Genomic DNA, 16,568 nt, shown 5'->3' on the forward strand with positions numbered 1-16,568 from the left:
TCGTTAATAAAAATAGGACTGCCGGCCTCGATAGTCGGCAGTCTTTATTTGGTTCAAAATATTTAAATGAAGCCAAGTCTTGAGTCCATATCAGAACCCCAATCATTCTGTTTTCCACTTTTGTTGTCAGCCCGCAAATCAGCGATAATCTTCTCAACATCAGCCTTTCCTTCATAATGACACTGCAAGGCGATTGAGGTATATACCTCATTTAATTGGGCAAAAGAAAATCCTTCTGTCTGCGTTACAATCATTTTTAATTCATCACTGGTGATAAATTGCGTCAGCGATTTTTTTAACAGATAGATTTCACGCAAATTTGCATCAGGCAGACGCAACTCATACGCACGGTCAAACCTTCCTGCTCTATTAATTAAGGCAGGATCAATACGTTCAGGGTAGTTGGTAGTACCAATTAAGAAAACACCTTCTTTGGAAACTGCTCCATCCAATATATTGAGAAAGAAAGAGCGCACTCCATCAGGCATGGAATCAATATCTTCAATTACCAAAACAATGGGTGCCAGCTTATGTACGTTGGAAAAAACTTCATTGACAGTATAACTGGAAGTATGTTCCGTTACTTGCCAGTAAACCACAGGTGCCCGGACACTTCCTGTAATCGCTTTGGTTAAGGTTGTTTTTCCATTACCCGGTTTTCCATACAGAAGGATACCCCGTTTATACGGGATATTGTATTTTTTGAAAAACTCACCCTCTTCCAGAAAAAATTGATCAATGGAACGAAAGATTTCATTCATTAATTTTGGTTCCAATAAAATATCTTCACGATTGACACGACATGATAAACTTTCTTTTTTTCTCTCCACTCCGCTCGCTGTATCAATAAAAATGTTGATATATTGGTGCATAATCTCTCGTTGGCGTTGGCTGATATAATGTAAAAAACGATTGACACAATCGTGATCAGGAGCAAACAAAAACTCATACTCGTAATCTTCATGAGCCTGATAAATCGGAATCTTACACAGACAGACTTTAAATTCCGGATAATAATAAATCGAGTTGTTAAAAGTCGGCATCACCTTATATTTGAGTGAACGTTCTTTGGTCATCACTTCACTGACCCGGCTTATTTCCAAACAGTCATATACATGGCTGAGCAATTTGACGCGTCCGGGATTTGTTTCAAGGTCTTCTGACAAGATATCCCAGAGCTCATCCTCATCTATTTCCATTTCATACAAATGAAATTGAATGCCGGTCTCCTGATATAAACGCTCTTTAATCCCATGAATGGCAATTGCATGGTCATAATACTGGGGGTTTTCTTCAAGCGTGGACTCTGTCACATTTATAATAAAATCAATTTTAGTCATTCTATTTTCCTTTCTCTAATCATTTCATATATAAATATAACCTTTAACCGATTTTTTTTCTAGAACAGGCAGTGGAGGTTAACCTTTCCGTTAAGGTATCAAAAGGCTTAGATCTGGCATGATCCAAGCCTTTATTAAAAACCATTTACTTTATCGTTATACCCCTCTGCGGCTATTTACCCGATTCCCAGCAAATGATGACCCTTTCCGGGTTCATAGATAAACACTTGTACCTTGGGAACCCGGGCAAATGCCTCTTCCATCAGAGGTTGTACTTCTTCCCACTCAAGCCCCCCATTCCCACATCCCAGTCGGGGGACCGCAATGGACTTAATATTTAATATCTGAATTTCCTTTATCAGATCGTCCAAACCGTTTCTGATATCCTCTAATGTAGATTTACCCCTGAAATGGCGCTTGGTAGGAAAATTGACAATATATTGCGGATTGGTAAATAAGCCAGTCAGAAAAACCAGTACTTTCCCCGGTTTTACTTTGTTCTCGCGACAAGCCCTCTCATAAAAAGAAAAGTTCTCCGGGTATGCTTGTTTAAATTGTAAGGCAATCCCTTTCCCCATCACTCCGACACAATTTACGGCATTGACCAGCGCTTCTGCTTCGCTGTGCAGAAGATTTCCCGTTCGGTATTCAATCAAGTACATCACCTTCAGCATCATTCAATTAAAAAAGTAATCTAAAAAGCTTTTTCAAAGGAAGACAAGGTTTCCCGAGATTGACATGGAACCTGTCTATATCTTTTCAAGCAGGGCCAAACGCACACCTAAAATCGCAAAGATCCCCGCTTTCGCGAATGGTACATACTTATTGATTCTCTTGTTTCCTGACAGCTTCTTCCCGACGAAGCCTGCGCAAATGGAGACAGCGGCAAAAATGATAAAAGCCTGGATAATAAAGATGATTCCCAGTAACATCATTTGCATGGGGATCTGCCCCGCTTGCGGCGAAACAAACTGTGGCAGAAACGATAAAAAGAACAACGAAACTTTTGGATTTAACAGATTCATCAATATCCCTCGTTTATAAAGCGAAAAAAACTTTTCCTTTTCCACAGAGTGCGGCGCCAACGTACTTTGGCTTTCTTTTAAAGATTGAAATGCGAGGTAAAGCAGGTAAACAGCTCCGGCATACTTTAAGAGCTGAAAAGCAACAGACGAATGATGGAGAACAGTTGAAATCCCCAATGCGGCAGCCAAAGTATGCACCACCAGACCCGAACTTAAACCGAGTGAAGTGGCAATACCTTCTTTTCTGCCGTTTGATATGCTTTGTGCCGTCACAAATAAAATGTCCGGTCCCGGTAAAAGGGTCAACATTATTGATAAGGCGGTAAAATATATAAGATTTGACGGCTCCATCCGAATTCACCCCTCTCTCTTTATAACATAAAAAATATAAAGAAGAGAATAAGATGGATGACATCTATTTTATCTACTATTTTAAAATAGTTATTTTATCAAATAAATCATCCGCCGTTTTCCCAGTTTTCTATGAGAGCATTCCAATTTTGGACTAAGCCTACACATAATAATCTAAAATCCGGTCTACTGAACTGCCGTAAGATTCTCCAAACACATTCAAGTGAACAAGCAAATAGTAGAGCTGGTAGAGCTGTTTTCGGTCCTGGTAACCGGGGCACAGCGGATTCATTTCCTGATATGCCTGATAAAACTTCTGTGAGAATCTCCCAAACAACTCGGTAAATGCCAACTCCAGCTCAAAATCTCCGTAAGAAACAGCGGGATCAATTAAATAAGGCCGCCCGCCCGGACCGACGATCCAGTTGCCGCTCCACAGATCACCGTGAAGTAGAGATGGCCTGGGGTCATGGTTGATCCACCCGGGCAAATGATCCATCAACCGCTCTAGTTTCTTCATTCTGCTTCCGCTTATATATCCGTATTTTTTCCCGATTTCCAGTTGTACACCCAATCTCCTTTCACGGTAAAACAGACTCCATTCATCATGCCAGCCATTGATCTGCGGCAGTGAACCGATGTAGTTATCCTCCTCCAGGCCAAAAGCCTGTCCAACAGTTTGATGCAGCCTTGCAATCCCTCTACCAAGCTGTTCATCCGTATCCGGAGCTGTTTTCCCTTCCACCCACTCCATTATGAGAACAGCAGATTGCCGGCCCTCAAAATAATATTCTCCGTATACTTCGGGAACTAAAATGGCGTTTGCTTTTTTAATCAATCTCAATCCGTCAGCTTCTTTTGTGAAAAAATCCCTGTGTACGTTCTCGTTTGTTTTGACAAAATACTCAGCAGACATTGTTTTTACATAAAAAGCCTTACTAATGCTTCCACCCCCTACCGGACAAAGTTTGATCATATTGGACCGGTCTCCCAGGAGGTTGAACGCTTCAGCGATCAAGTCACTCATCACTTTCACTCTCTCCTTTTATTGCCATAAATGAATGCCAGCACTTTCAAAAATGCTGGCATTTATCGTTCATTCGGTAATCACAAAGATCTCTCCACTTTAACGGCTTCTTTTAAACTTTTTTCATAGGGAGCTTTGCATACACCATGTTCTGTAATGATTGCTGTTACATATTCAGCAGGGGTGACATCAAACGCCGGGTTATATACTTTTACACCCTCAGGAGCAGTTGGTTTCCCAAAGCCGTTGGTTACTTCTACCGGAGATCTCTGTTCAATCGGGATATCGTCACCAGTTGCCGTATCCAGGTCAATGGAAGAGACAGGAGCAGCAACATAAAATGGGATGCCGTGGGCCCTGGCGAGCACGGCTACACTATAGGTCCCGATTTTGTTGGCAACATCCCCATTTGCAGCCACCCGGTCTGTTCCAACGATCACTGCTTGAATCTGCCCCTCCTTCATTACCGCTCCGGCCATATTGTCACAGATCAGCGTGACATCCACACCGGCCTGTTGCAATTCATATGCCGTGAGACGGGCCCCTTGCAATACAGGGCGCGTTTCATCAGCGAACACTTTCAGATTCCAACCGCGTTCACGGGCTAAATAGAGGGGGGCAAGAGCCGTACCGTAAGCCCCTGTCGCGAGGCCTCCGGCATTGCAGTGTGTCAGGATCCCCATCCCGTCATAAAGCAGTGGGAGCAAATTTTCACCAATTTGACGGCATACCGTTACATCTTCTTCATGAATCTCCGTCGCTTCCTTAAAAATCGCTTCTTTAATAGCGGCTATCGGTTGTCCCCTCAACTGTTTGGCTCTGTTTACCACTCGCTTCAATGCCCAGGACAAATTAACAGCAGTCGGTCTGGCCGAGTTTAGATAATGGGCAATCCGGTCCAGTTGTGCCCAAAACATCTCCTCATCCTGCTCGGATAAAGACCGGATGCCCAGGTATAAACCATAAACAGCCATAATTCCAATGGCCGGTGCCCCGCGAACAGCCAGAGTAGCGATAGCGTCCCAAACTTCTTCAGGGGTTGTACAATGCAGATAAACAGTTTCCGTTGGCAAAAGCCTTTGATCTAACAAAACCAAATGATCCTCTTGCCAGAGGATGGATTGAGGATGGGGGATCAGCTGTTTGTTGTTCATTTCACTGTCAATCCTTTGCCAAGAACTTGACGGGCAATATCTGTCAGCTCAGAAACCTTATGCAGGCTCTTGCGCTTTAAAATCAATTGTTGTCCAATAAGCAATGCGTTCGTTTCCGCTTCTGCCCGAACTTCCGCAGGTTCAATCAACTCCAGATCGGCGACTGGAGCCAAACCGATCACGCGGCGCATCATTTTGCAACCTGCAAAGCCGGCAGTATCCCGTAATATCTGTAGCAATATATCATCTACATATCCTTCTGTTAACCATATTTCATCTTTCACATGTTTCTCCCACAGGGTACGGAACTTCGTTTCAAAGCCTGTCCAGATCTTTTCACTCGTTTCCAGCAACCATTTTTGGAAGGCTTCTCTTTTGTCAGGTTCAAGACTGTGGGCCTCATGCGAAACATAGGAAAGAAGCAGGTTGGCAACAATGGCACCCACATCAAACCCGATCGGTCCGTAATAGGCAAATTCCGGATCAATAACCTTGGTGCTGTCTTCTTTCACCATGATTGAACCTGTATGCAGATCTCCATGTAACAGGGCCTGAGTCCGGGTCATAAAAGCCTCTTTCAGATGGGCAATTTCCCGTTTCAACTCATTGTTGTTCCAAATCGACTCAACAGATTCCCGAATAAGCGGATTAAATGAGTTCGTATCTGCGTTATAATACGGATCTGTAAAAACGAGATCTTCTGTAATTTTACACATTTCCGGATTGATAAACTGCCGGACTTTTTCTTTTTTCTCCTGCGGGTCCAAATAGTAATCCGAGGTATAAAAGAGAGTGTGCGCCAAATAAGTGGACAAATCCTCCGCCAATTGAGGGTAACGGGTTCCCGCGATTAATCCTTTCCTCAATATAATATGATCAGATAAATCTTCAATCGCTGTCAACGCCAGCTGGCTGTCATAAAAATAGACTTGGGGAACCAGTGAAGAAACCCGCTTTGCCGCCTGCTTTAAAGCTTCTGCTTCAATTCGCGACCGATCAAGCGTCAACGGCCATGACTCTCCGACTACACGGGCATAAGGCAGGGCTTGCTTTAGAATCACGCTTTTTCCCGACTTCTGGTCTGCGATGTGAAAGACCAGGTTTAAGTTGCCATCCCCGATTTCCTTATTCAAAAGTTCAGCATCCGGAGCAAACAAACCGGGAAGGGAATGCGCATATGAAACAGCCTCTTTTTCCGTCAAAGCTTTGTATTTTTCAAACATTGTATGTTTCCCCTCTCTTGAAGGATAAACCCGCACAGCCCTGTGCGGGTGCGAGGATTCATTTAAGCCGTAAATTGAGGATCATGATACGGGTGTGCCACCCAGCCCGATGGATCGATGAATAGCCGGACTGCCACTACTTTGCGATTTTCCATCAATGTAAAGAAATGCGGAGTGTTAACCGGAACTGAAATGACATCGCCAGCAGTTAGTTCCACATCAAAATAGCCGGTCTCTTCATTTCCCTTAATGGTAAAAATACCATTCCCCGCCGTAATGGCACGAACTTCATCTTCGGTATGAACATGAACGTTTTCAAATTTTTTGAGCAACTCATCCAGATTGGGGGTTGCTTCGGACAGGGCTACAATATCCCATTCCACATAACCCTTTCTTCTTGCAAGCGATTCAATTTCCTCCTGGTAAACGGTTAAGATCTCTTCTTTTTCTGCATCCGTTAAAACAAATTTTTCGCGCAAGTGATCCGGGAGCTTTTCAGTCGGCCAGTGCTCATACAACACTCCTTGTTCTTCAAGAAAAGAGCTGACTTCCTGTTCACTTTCCAGACGTACACCACTATTTCTAATGTGGATTTGAGCCATTTTGCAGAACCCCTTTCAATGATGAATTATTTTTGCAACTTCCTTTATTTTTTCAAAAGAAAAAGATTTACTTGATATTCAAATAAAAACTCGAAGGCTTCCAGATGCCTTTTCGCGGCGAATACACTGTCCCCCCACACGTAAATCCCGTGATTGCGGATGAGGACCCCCGGTATACGCGGGTCCAGCACCTGACCCACCTCTTTCGCCAAAGTTGGAATATGGGCATAATTCTCAACAATGGGCAACTCAACCGCAGCCCCCTCATCCCAGATATTAAACGCCTTAATAATTTCCTGATTGGTAAAAGTGACTTCTTGTTGCGCCCCATACAACTCGGAGATGAGATTGTTGAAAACGGTGTGAATATGAAAAATGGCCTGACATTGTTTGATCTTTTGATAAATGGTTGTATGGACCAGTGTTTCTGCCGACGGCTTTTGGCGTGTCGGCAGTACCGGTTTTCCCTCCAGATCAACGAGCAAAAAATCCTCAGCCGTATGTACGGACTTATCCTTTCCACTGGCTGTGACAGCTATGAGTGGCGGTTCTCCATCCGGAACTTCAACCCGTACGGAAAGATTGCCGCTGGTGGCGGGAAACCAGTTTCTTCTGGCAAACAGATCTTTCACTTCCCGCAACTCGGCAAAGGAATGCTGGATATTTTCTAAATCAATTTGAACCTGATTCTTCAATTTAAGTTGAGTCATTCCCATCACCTCACTTCACTAACTGCATTCTGCTTAAAATATCAATCACATCATAAAACGTGGAAAAGGGTTGATGAGAGAGATTCAGTTCCCTGCACTTTTGCAACAGAAAATCACGGGCAATCGTAAAATCAGCCAGCTTAGCTGCTGCTAAATCGGTGATGCTGTCCCCGATAACAATCTTCTCATAGCGTTGGTCTTTATAAGAGCGGATGAAGCTGGTCTTACACATTCCACAATCAACCTTACAGTGTTCATCACAAGGATGGGGCCAAACGATGCGAATTTTTTCCCCGCTGAAGTCACTATGATTGCAATAGATATCTTCAATCGGAATAGGAAAGCGGGACAAAATGGGATAAACAAAAAAATCAATTCCCCCGCTGGTCACCAGCAGACGGATCTCATTCTTACGGCAAAAATCGATAAATTCTGCAAAGCCCGGGCGAATCTCCGCCTGATCAATGGAGTACCGGATGATCTCTTCTTTCTTCGAGGTCGGAAGAAGGGAAAACATCTGCCCAACCCCTTGCCGGATACTGATGCGTTGAGCCAGAATATTGTCTTTAATCGCTTCCCACCCCGGGGGGTTAAAGTACTTAAAGATACTGATAATATTGTCATTGTTGGTGATCGTCCCGTCAAAATCACAGAAGATCACGCGTTGAGGATCCATTGTCACTCTTCGATACACCCCCATTGATCCAGGGCCGCTTGCAGTTCAGGCGATCTCTGAGCCGCCACTTTTAAGGACTCTCCCGCCATCGCTGCACGAATCGCATCAACGAAGGCTTTCCCGCCAGCGGCAGCTCCCTGGGGATGGCCGTGAATCCCTCCGCCGGCATTAACCAGCAAATCGTTTCCAAAATCACGGAACAGCACCGGAACCAGCCCCGGATGAATCCCCGCCGCAGGAGCAGGAAAGGAGCGCTGGTGAACAGCTGACTCAATTCGTAAGTTTCCGGCGATGGCTAACGCATCCTCCCGCGGCATCGCCACAGACCCGTAAGGAGAAGGATATAATACGATATCGGCTCCTGCCCACCTCATTAACTTGCCCAATAACAGCGGGGCACTTACCCCATAGTGGCCGGATGGATAGATCGCCCCGGAGAAAGAGGGATGGGCCATAACTGGTACCGGGACGTCGGGGTCGGCTGCGATCCGGTGCAGGATATCAAAACCGTAGGGAAGAACATTTAAAAGCAGGCAATCCGCCCCCTGTTCCACCAATCGTTTCGCCTGATCCGCCATCTCAGTTACAGGGCCGGTTAAATTGACTGCATACCAGGTAACTTGCCCCGTTCTTTCTTCTTTTTGGCGACTGAGACTTTTAAAGCGCCGAACACGTTGCATCACCGGAGCAGCATCATCACGGAAAAAAATTTCATCATCTTTTACCAGATCAACCCCGCCGGCAATTTGATTCTGGTAAGCTTCCTCCAATTCCTTAAGCGTCATGCCGATACATTGTTTAAAAATGCTCATCAACAGGGGGCGATCTTTGATACCCAAACGCTCTCTTATTTTATCAATCCCCAGCTTCGGACCGGGCAATTGGGATAAAAACGCTTCAGGAGCTTCAATATCCAGGCACTTGATAGCCCCATCCATCGAGCATTTGCCAAAAACTGTCGTTAAAAGCGCAGGGATATCCGGGGTAAGATTTCTGACCGGATAACCGATTTTGCAAATCGCCCGCGGCCGGCCATCTAGATCGGGGGACAATTCCGTTATGTCGATCACTTTTCCCAAGTGTTGTGCCATCCGCTCCTTTTTGGCTTCCGGTAATTCAGTCCACGTTCCAACCGTCAAACCCACGGCAATCCCTTTTGCTTTTTTGTTAAAATCGTACTTCCCGGTAATCAGATACGAAGCTACAATAAACTCGTTTTCAATGCCCATCTGACCATCACCGCCTTTTGTAACCGGATCTTGCACGCAGACCCACGGCTACAATTTACAACATTATAAAAATAGATTTTCATGTGATCATTCATTTATTTTGAATACCGGATCTCCAAATTTCCCTTTGCACAGCCTTCCACAGAAGGTCAACAAAAAATCCCCTTCTGCAGATGCAAAAAGGGATCCATGTTCGATGTAATCGCCTTCTCTCATCTGTCAGAACAAACAGTGTGTTCTGCAGGAATTGGCACCATTTCCATCATGATTTCATGGATGGTTGCCGAGGTATCATCGGGCCTGTCCCTACACCTCTCTGGATAAGAGAAATCCTCAGTATTCAATTGTCGTTATTGTAACACAGCGACTTTTATTAAGCAATGGTTTCAATTGCATTAAAGTTTAGAGGTTTCAACGTTTTTTCTTTGCCCTTACTGAACTTGATGCTGACTCTAAGACAGGTGCCTGTTGGATAATCCCTGATTATTCTTTTTTCAGGAACACCGGTTCCTTTTTTCTTGAAGACTCATATGCGGCTAGCGCAACCTCAACGGCCCTGCATCCGTCTTCACCCGTAATAAATGGTTCTGTGCCGTTTCGGATCGCTTCGACAAAGCTTTTGATTAATTCAACATCCATATCGTCGCCCCAGTATTCCCAGACAAAACCTTTATTTGCATATACATCTAATTTCTGAGTGAAAGCATCTATACTCAAGTTCGCATTGGTTCCCACAATTTCCAAGGTTACATCTCCCCAGGTCGGGAAGTTTGCCGGACGGGACCAACTGCAATCCAGAGTCGCAAAGACACCATTTTCAAACTCAAGCGTGAGGATTCCACAGTCATCAATCGGCGATTCTGTAAGCAAGCTGCCTGTCTCAGCATAAACTTCTTTTACTTCTGATTTCATCACCCACCGCATGATATCCACTACATGGACAGTATGATCCATGACTGCCCCTCCGCCCGACAAAGCGGGATCAACAAACCAACCCCCCGGGTTTCTGCCCCGATTGGTCGCTTTAATGGATAAAATCTTTCCTAATCTCCCTTCTTCAACAATTTTTTTGGTTCTCTCGATTGACGGATGGAAGCGGACAGGGAAAGCTGTTTGCAAAACCACCCCGTTTTTCCGGCACTCATCAATCATTTTCCTACCATCTTCAATCGTTGTCGCCAGGGGCTTTTCACAGAGAATATGTTTTCCGGCTCTGGCTGCGTCAACTGCATGTTGAACATGCTTTGCATTCTCTGATGTAACAATGACAGCATCCACATCCGACGCGAGCAGTTGCTTATAATCTGAATAAAACGCAACATTTAATTCACTGGCAATGGCCTCACCGCGATCCCGATTATCATCTGCAATAGCGCTTAATTGGACACCTTCGATCTCCCGCACAGCCCTTGCATAGCTGTAAGCGTGCATATGGGCAAAGCTGATAATCCCTATCTTCATTTTTATTTCCTCCTATCCAATGGTGACCGGTTTTCCGGTTTCAATTGATTCAATCGCGGCTAAAGCAATCTCCATCGCCTTAAAAGCATCTTCCGCTGAAACAATCGGTTCGCTGTTTGTCTGTAAACAAGATAGAAAATGTGCTAACTCCAGATCATAGGGTGTTTGCCGCAGAGGGCTTTCCGGCACTTCTACCCCGCGATTACCCGCTTGCTGACCACGCAACCGCAGCAGCAGCGGTTTCTCTTTTGCGCTGTCAAAAGCAATAATTCCTGATTTTCCTGCCACTTCGATCGCGGATGAGAACCCTTCATGAGCCCAGGTTCCCTCAACATGGGCGATAATCCCATTTTTAAAGCGCAAAGTAACCAGTGCATAGTCAAGCCGTTCCACCTTTCTCCCGTGCAGGCTTTTGGCAAAAACGCGCTCCACTTCACCAAAACACCAGCGCAAAAAGTCAAAATCATGAATGATCATATCCAACACTAACCCGCCGCTGCTCTTGAAATCTGCGTACCAGTCATTAACACCCGCAGGAAAAATGCCGCCCCGGCTCGTTCTGACAACGCCAACATCACCAATTGTGCCATCTTCAATTAATTTTTTTATTTTTTTATATTCCGGAAAAAAGCGAAGCACATGGCCCACAAAAAGCTTAACCCCTTTGCTTTGACAATAATTAATCATACTTCGTGCATCTTCCAGATTTCTCGCCAGCGGCTTTTCACAAATAATATGGATACCGGCATCCGCTGCTTTTTCTACATAAGTCCGGTGCAAAAAAGTCGGGAGACAAATATCAACGATATCAACGTGATCCGTTTGTTCCATCGCATCTTCAAAAGTGGTAAAAGCTCTACAGTTTAACTGTTTTGCCAGGCTCTCTGCCCGACCGTTATTTATATCAACGATTCCGGCCACTTGAACATCCTGCATTTCCTGATAAGCCCTGGCATGTATTTTTCCCATCGTACCCGAACCGATGATTAACACATGAAACATGTCATTCTCCCCTTTTTTTAATCCTTACTCTTTAACAGCGCCGGCCATAAACCCCTGGACAAAAAATTTCTGTACAAAGCTAAACATAATGGCCACCGGTAAAGTAGTCAAAACACTGGCTGCCATCATCTGGTGCCAGTAAACAATATTCTGCCCTACAAAATCTGTTAAAGCTAAACTGACGGGACGCAATTCAGGTTTCGTAATAAAAATTAAAGGAATCAACAGGTCATTCCAGGCGAAGATAAAAGCATAGATTGCTGTCATCGCCACACCGGGCGCAGATAGAGGAAGAATGATCCTCAGAATCCCTGCAACCCTGGAACAACCGTCCACACGAGCCGCCTGCTCTAAGCTTTGAGGAATGTTTGTTAAGTATCCCTGCAGAAGCCAGACAGCCATCGGAGCTGTAAACGCGCAGTTCGTGATGATCAATCCCAAAAATGAATTAAGGAGATGGAGAGATTGTGCAATTTGAAACAGCCCCACAATCAGGATCACCGGTGAAAACATCTGTGTGACCAGCATGATGAACAAAACGGACTTTCTTCCAAAAAATGAAAACCTCGACAGAGCATACGCTGCCGGAAAAGCAAGAATAACAGTGATCACAGCTGTACTTGCAGAAATAAGCAGACTATTAAAAAACGGCTGTTCCAAATGGTATTCTCCAAGCCATACATCAACATAATTAGACCACTCAGGAGGATCTGGAATCCACTGTGGCGGCCATGCAAACACACCGTCAAATGTTTTTAAAGAGGTGGAAAGCATCACGCCCACTGGAAAAAGCAATCCGGTAAAGATCAGGATCAGCATGAGGTGTACGAGGAGTTGTTTCCATGTTTTTCTCATCTCTCCTGCAACCTTTCTCCAAGATTATATTTCTTCTTGCCTCATCACCGCTTTGTAGTAGACAGTGGTAAACGATAACAAGATTAGAAAGATGACAACAGCAATCGTTGCCCCCATGCCTAAATCAAAGGCACCAAAGGATTCTTTATATGCTTTGACAACCAGCGTTTGCGTGGCGTCTACAGGTCCGCCTTTGGTTAAAGGCCAAATCACCCCAAATGAATTAAATGTCCATATAGCTGATAAAGTGGTAGCTACGAGGATAACCGGTTTCATCAACGGTAAAATAACGAGACGCAGGCGTTGGAAAAAGGTCGCGCCGTCCAGACTTGCCGATTCCAGCAATTCAACCGGAACCGATTGTAAACCGGCCAGCATCAACATTGTCATCAGAGGAATACCCAGCCACATATCGGTAATCCCTGTTGCCAGGAACGCAGATATTTCATTGCCCAGCCATACATAGTTTTCAGACAAAATATGGACCCGGGTCAGCACCCAGTTCAGCATCCCAAATTGCCCGTCGTACACCCAGCGCCAGGAGATTGAACCAACGACCATCGGTGTTACCCACGGTATGAGCAACAACAAAAAATACAGACGTTTAAACCTAGTCACTTTAGAAAGCAACAAGGCAATGATAAAACCGATGACAGCCTTTCCCGCTACTGAATAACCGGTCCACAAGACAGTTCTTGTAAGCGTTTTCCAAAAATCAACGGAGCTAAACAGGGTCAAATAATTGTCCAGCCCTATAAACGAGACTCCCAGATCAGGGCGGGTAAGTATATTTTGTGTAAGTGAAAGATAAAAGAGCCGAATGACGGGATAAGCAACCATGATCGCCATAAAAAGAGCTACAGGTAATAAATAAAAAAACGGTGACTTTTCTAATGAAAGAGGAAATTTTTTATTCATTTTTGTCATCTGTTTCACACCTTTCGGTGTTTTTTGGTATCCATCACGAATGCTCTCACCGATCTACCTTTTGGGCTCCAACTTTTCCTCTTTAATTTTTTGGACGGCCTCGTTTAGAGCAGTTTGTGCATCTTCCCCATTAAATGTTTTTTGAATGGCGGTGGTTAAAATGTCCTCAAATGATTCCCAGGAAACAGGGGTTGGCTCCGGTTTCCCAACCTTGATCATATTGATAAACTCTTTCATATAAGGATCATTATTGAAAAACGGATCTTTAGCCTCTTCTGTTTGAAGCGGAAGAACGTTTAGAGTCATATCATGTTTTTTCTGTTCTTCCGGTGAAGTGATGAACTCAATAAATTTCCATGCAGCTTCCGGGTGCTTCGTTTTAGATGAAATCATGAGGGAATCAGAAACCAGCGTATTCGCCATCATCTTGCCTTTGGGAAGTGGCGCTGCTTTATATGGGGTGTTTGGATGGTTCTCTTCTGCGGCCATTAAATTTTTGGCCCAGGGTCCACACACATACATCGCAATTTTTTTCTGTTTAAACAAAATAGGAAGCTGTTCACGATTGTATTCAAGCGGATTGGGAACCACCTTATGCTTCCGGTACAAATCAGCATAAAAGGTAAGCGCTTCAACTGCCTCCGGAGAGTTAAGTTTCACATTTCCTTTCTCGTCAAATACCTCACCCCCATTTTGAAATAAATAGTTGAGAAACTGAGTCGTTGTCGATACATGTTTTGCGCCTGAAATTCCCAGGCCATAGATATTCTTATTTTCAGCCTGTACTTTCTTTGCTGTTTGCAGAAGTTCTTCCCAGGTTTGCGGTGGGCGGGAAATGAGATCAGACCGGTAAATTAAAGTTCTTGCCGAAAACGCTCGCGGGATTGCGTACGATTTTCCATCCACCTGAACCGCTTTCTGTAAAGGTTGTGGATATAGGGAAAGGCGCTCCTTGGCGTATTTATCTAAAGGCAAAACTGCCTTCATGGTGACAAATGATGTGACCCATCGTGTTCCCCCGTAGAAAACATCTGGTGGTGCATCAGCCATGAAACTGGTGACCAGTTTCTGATAAGCTTCATCCCATCCGGAAGATTGGACTTTTACTCTGATATTGGGATGCTTTTGTTCAAAGCGTCCAATGGTTTCATTCATCTCTTTTTTTGCCAGCGGATCCTCCAAACCCGGTTGATAATAAGTAATCGTAATAATGCCGTTATTATTCTTGTCTGTCGATGGACGATGATCGGAACAAGCGGTCAAAAGCATTATGAATACAAACGAAATAACAAGAAGCTTTTTCTTCAAGATGATCCCCGCCTTTAAAGTTTGTCTCTTACAGCCCGGGTCTCAGCGAGTTATTCCATTCAATCGAAAAAGTTTGCAAAAAAAGTTCAAGTAGACAACCTTGAATTGAAATGAGCTTGTAATAAAACAGATGCGGCCCCGACCAATCCGAAGTCTTCCCCTAAAGAAGCCGGGTAAACCATCGCCTTGCTTTTTTTCGCATTCATTGCTTTTTGAGAAATCTGTTGATTAATCATCTCTAACAGTAATGGATTTTGCTCAACAAGCTCCCCTCCCAGGATCACAACCTCGGGATCCATCAAATTGATGATATTACATATTCCAATGGACAAATGAATAGCAATCTCCTCTATAATGTCTAAAGCGAGGGTGTCTCCCTGCTTAAGTGCATAGTTGAAGATTTTAGGCGTAATTTGCAGCAGATCTCCTTTGGCTAACTCTAACATCAACGTACTATTCCCCCTGCCGATCGCTGTCAGGATCCGGGAATAAATCGCATGCCAGCTCGCATAATTCTCCAAACAGCCACTATTCCCACATTCACAACGCGCACCGCCGCGGTCTGTGATTGTATGTCCAAACTCTCCCGCACCTCCGCGATGCCCTCTGTATATCGAATCATTTATGATAATCCCCGCTCCGATCCCATCTCCAATCATAATGTAGATAAGGTTTTTATACTGTTTGAAAGATCCAAACAATTTCTCTGCCATGGCAATGGAATTTGTGTCATTGTCCAAATATGCTTTTAAATCAAAACGCTGCTCGACCATTTTTTTAAATGGAATATTTTGAAGTTTCAGTTTGGAATTGTAGACAATCCTCCCCTGATCTGAATCTACAATCCCCGGAACAATGAGCGATATTCCCAGACAGTTCCGAAGATCATGACACCCGTCCATAAAAAGTTGAATTGAATCTAAAATATACTCTATTAGATCTCGGCCCGTTTTTCCGGAAAAAGAGATCAGCCTTTTTCTGCGTACCTCTGCTTCCAAATTCATTTCCGCCATACTGATATAAGTATGCGTAATACATACACCGATCAAAAAACGGCCATTGGGATCAAATTTTAATAAAATAGGCTTTCTGCCACCACTCGACTGTCCCATGCCGACCTCTATGACTAATCCTTCAGCAATCAGTTCGCTGACAGCAGATGTTACCGTAGTTGGACTTACCCCGGTTTTTTTTGCAATCTCAATCCTTGAAATCGGACCTAATTCCCGAATGGTATCAAAAATGATAGATCTGTTTAGCTCCTGAATAAATTTTAGATTTCCGGTTTTTCGCATAGGTACCTCCTTTCTTTAGTTTCAGGATATGTTTCTTTTTCCAATGACTTTAATATGATGGTACAAAATTATTTTATTAATTGAAATTATAACACTATAATGTTCAATGTCAAATAATCGGTGATCTTCAATATCTTTTTCAATACCTAAGAATCCCCAGCCTTTAAGCATGGGAGGAGTGGTGAAATAAAAAACCTCTTCATTCGTTCTGAATAAAGAGGTTTCACTGGTATTCCCTGAAAACTAAAGAGTGAGTAACGGCACGACCTGAGAAAGTTTGGTTAATGATGTATCCGCAGGATACTCCGTAGAAAGGAGGTGATCCATCCCCACCTTCCGGTAGGGATACCTTGTTACGACTTCACCCCAATTATCTGCCCCAC

The 16,568-nt window shown here is 44.0% G+C and carries 16 protein-coding genes, 1 rRNA gene and 1 riboswitch; all 17 genes read right to left on the reverse strand.

Annotated features, from left to right (window positions below; translation table 11 throughout):
* Positions 1-62: 62 nt before the first annotated feature.
* On the reverse strand, positions 63-1,340 hold the full coding sequence (locus I8U27_RS09095; protein ID WP_181751613.1) for an AAA family ATPase: 1,278 nt from the start codon (positions 1,338-1,340) through the stop codon (positions 63-65).
* A 176-nt stretch (positions 1,341-1,516) separates the two neighbouring features.
* Positions 1,517-1,996 (reverse strand): macro domain-containing protein, encoded by a 480-nt coding sequence (locus I8U27_RS09100; RefSeq protein ID WP_181751612.1) that lies wholly within the window; start codon positions 1,994-1,996, stop codon positions 1,517-1,519.
* Positions 1,997-2,089: 93 nt separating this feature from the next.
* Positions 2,090-2,716: a LysE family translocator gene (locus tag I8U27_RS09105; RefSeq protein WP_181751611.1), complete on the reverse strand. Its 627-nt coding sequence runs from the start codon at positions 2,714-2,716 to the stop codon at positions 2,090-2,092.
* A 160-nt stretch (positions 2,717-2,876) separates the two neighbouring features.
* Positions 2,877-3,743 carry a fructosamine kinase family protein gene (locus I8U27_RS09110; protein WP_181751610.1) on the reverse strand — a complete coding sequence of 289 codons (867 nt, stop codon included), beginning with the start codon at positions 3,741-3,743 and terminating at the stop codon, positions 2,877-2,879.
* Positions 3,744-3,823: 80 nt separating this feature from the next.
* A complete protein-coding gene (mtnA, locus tag I8U27_RS09115) occupies positions 3,824-4,897 on the reverse strand; it encodes an S-methyl-5-thioribose-1-phosphate isomerase (RefSeq protein ID WP_181751609.1) in 1,074 nt (357 codons plus the stop codon).
* Positions 4,894-6,120 carry an S-methyl-5-thioribose kinase gene (mtnK, locus tag I8U27_RS09120; RefSeq protein ID WP_181751608.1) on the reverse strand — a complete coding sequence of 409 codons (1,227 nt, stop codon included), beginning with the start codon at positions 6,118-6,120 and terminating at the stop codon, positions 4,894-4,896. Before mtnK ends, mtnA begins: the two co-directional genes overlap by 4 nt.
* Before the next feature lie 62 nt (positions 6,121-6,182).
* On the reverse strand, positions 6,183-6,722 hold the full coding sequence (locus I8U27_RS09125) for a 1,2-dihydroxy-3-keto-5-methylthiopentene dioxygenase (protein WP_181751607.1): 540 nt from the start codon (positions 6,720-6,722) through the stop codon (positions 6,183-6,185).
* 44 nt (positions 6,723-6,766) lie between these two features.
* Entirely contained in the window at positions 6,767-7,432 is a 666-nt protein-coding gene (locus I8U27_RS09130; protein WP_181751606.1) for a methylthioribulose 1-phosphate dehydratase, read from the reverse strand.
* 10 nt (positions 7,433-7,442) lie between these two features.
* Positions 7,443-8,108 carry a 2-hydroxy-3-keto-5-methylthiopentenyl-1-phosphate phosphatase gene (locus tag I8U27_RS09135; protein WP_181751750.1) on the reverse strand — a complete coding sequence of 222 codons (666 nt, stop codon included), beginning with the start codon at positions 8,106-8,108 and terminating at the stop codon, positions 7,443-7,445.
* A gap of 2 nt (positions 8,109-8,110) precedes the next feature.
* Positions 8,111-9,337 carry a 2,3-diketo-5-methylthiopentyl-1-phosphate enolase gene (locus I8U27_RS09140; RefSeq protein WP_220185923.1) on the reverse strand — a complete coding sequence of 409 codons (1,227 nt, stop codon included), beginning with the start codon at positions 9,335-9,337 and terminating at the stop codon, positions 8,111-8,113.
* Positions 9,338-9,546: 209 nt separating this feature from the next.
* Positions 9,547-9,664: riboswitch (SAM riboswitch) on the reverse strand.
* A 156-nt stretch (positions 9,665-9,820) separates the two neighbouring features.
* The gene (locus tag I8U27_RS09145; RefSeq protein WP_181751605.1) at positions 9,821-10,798 is read right to left on the reverse strand and encodes a Gfo/Idh/MocA family protein; all 978 of its coding nucleotides are present in this window, start codon (positions 10,796-10,798) and stop codon (positions 9,821-9,823) included.
* A 12-nt stretch (positions 10,799-10,810) separates the two neighbouring features.
* Complete coding sequence (locus I8U27_RS09150; protein ID WP_181751604.1) at positions 10,811-11,800, reverse strand: Gfo/Idh/MocA family protein; 990 nt, start codon at positions 11,798-11,800, stop codon at positions 10,811-10,813.
* Positions 11,801-11,824: 24 nt separating this feature from the next.
* Positions 11,825-12,655, reverse strand: a complete 831-nt coding sequence (locus tag I8U27_RS09155; RefSeq protein ID WP_181751603.1) for a carbohydrate ABC transporter permease — start codon at positions 12,653-12,655, stop codon at positions 11,825-11,827.
* A 24-nt stretch (positions 12,656-12,679) separates the two neighbouring features.
* Positions 12,680-13,582: a carbohydrate ABC transporter permease gene (locus I8U27_RS09160; protein ID WP_181751602.1), complete on the reverse strand. Its 903-nt coding sequence runs from the start codon at positions 13,580-13,582 to the stop codon at positions 12,680-12,682.
* A 54-nt stretch (positions 13,583-13,636) separates the two neighbouring features.
* On the reverse strand, positions 13,637-14,890 hold the full coding sequence (locus tag I8U27_RS09165; RefSeq protein WP_181751601.1) for an ABC transporter substrate-binding protein: 1,254 nt from the start codon (positions 14,888-14,890) through the stop codon (positions 13,637-13,639).
* An 86-nt stretch (positions 14,891-14,976) separates the two neighbouring features.
* Positions 14,977-16,185 carry an ROK family transcriptional regulator gene (locus I8U27_RS09170; protein ID WP_181751600.1) on the reverse strand — a complete coding sequence of 403 codons (1,209 nt, stop codon included), beginning with the start codon at positions 16,183-16,185 and terminating at the stop codon, positions 14,977-14,979.
* A 311-nt stretch (positions 16,186-16,496) separates the two neighbouring features.
* Positions 16,497-16,568 (reverse strand): 16S ribosomal RNA (locus tag I8U27_RS09175); the annotation flags it as partial.

Origin of the sequence: Paenactinomyces guangxiensis (assembly GCF_016055185.1) — a bacterium.
Classification (GTDB): Bacteria; Bacillota; Bacilli; order Thermoactinomycetales; family Thermoactinomycetaceae; genus Paenactinomyces; species Paenactinomyces guangxiensis.